This is a genomic window from Acidovorax sp. SRB_24, from assembly GCF_012931925.1.
Window position 1 is genome coordinate 1 of record NZ_MWOM01000153.1, and the last position, 939, is coordinate 939.

At 64.7% G+C, this 939-nt stretch carries 1 protein-coding gene; it reads right to left on the reverse strand.

What is annotated here, in order from left to right:
• Positions 1 to 939: flagellin (locus B2J89_RS21170; RefSeq protein WP_256368868.1), on the reverse strand; the 939-nt coding region annotated here is incomplete at both ends.

The following is a 939-nucleotide window of genomic DNA, read 5'->3' on the forward strand; positions in this document are numbered from 1 at the left end:
CGCGAAGTCGGCGTCCAGGATGCGGCTGCGCGCGGCCGACATGTTCTCGGAAGAGGTATTCAGGTTCGCGATGGCTGATTCAAAACGTGCCTGCAACGCGCCATAGCTGGCGCGCTGGCCGCTGATGGCTGCCAGCGCGGAGTCGACGATGGCCAAGGTGCGATTGGCGCCATCGACTGTGCTCACGTCCATGTTCTGCACGGTCTGGATCTGGCTGCCTGCTGCCGTGGCGACATCCAAGAAGCCGCCGCCTGCAGAGTCGCCGCCAGCGTCCATTGCACTGAAAGACTTGGATGAATCGAGTGTGAGTTGGCCTGTCACCACGAGAGCGGCTGCAAAGGTACCCACACCGTCCTCGCCCGCGAGGCCTGCGCCAGCGCCGCCCACCAGGGCCTTGCCTGCGGCGTCGGTGATGTCGATGGTGTTGGTCGCCACCGAATCATTGAGCAAGGAAATGTCGTTGCCAGCGGCATTGGTCAGCACCAGGCCATCACCCTTGTCGTTGACGCGCGCCGTCACGCCGGTTTTAGCCGCCGCGTCGTTAAAGGCCTTGGCAGCATCGCTCAGACCATCGTTGTTGAGTTGACTGCCAACGGTGAACGAAATGGTGACGGCCTGGCCCGTGCCGTTGTCGGCGGCGAGCTTGAGGGTGTAGGAGCTGGCGGCAACCAGCCCCGACAGGCCAATTTCGGTGCGCGCTGTGGCGCTCACGCCCGTCTTTTCGGTCTGCGCGTTGACGAGTGCCGCCATGTCCTTGGCAGAAGCCCCTGCAGCATAGGAAATAGGCACGCTGCCGTATGCACCGTTGACGGTCAGGGTGTTGCCCGCAATGCCCGACGCACCGATGGCGCCCTGCGCAACGACGGCATTGGACGTGCTGCCCAGCGTCAGGTCGCCGGCGCCGCCCGTGGTGGTGGCCGCCGTGCCGCCGATGCGGTA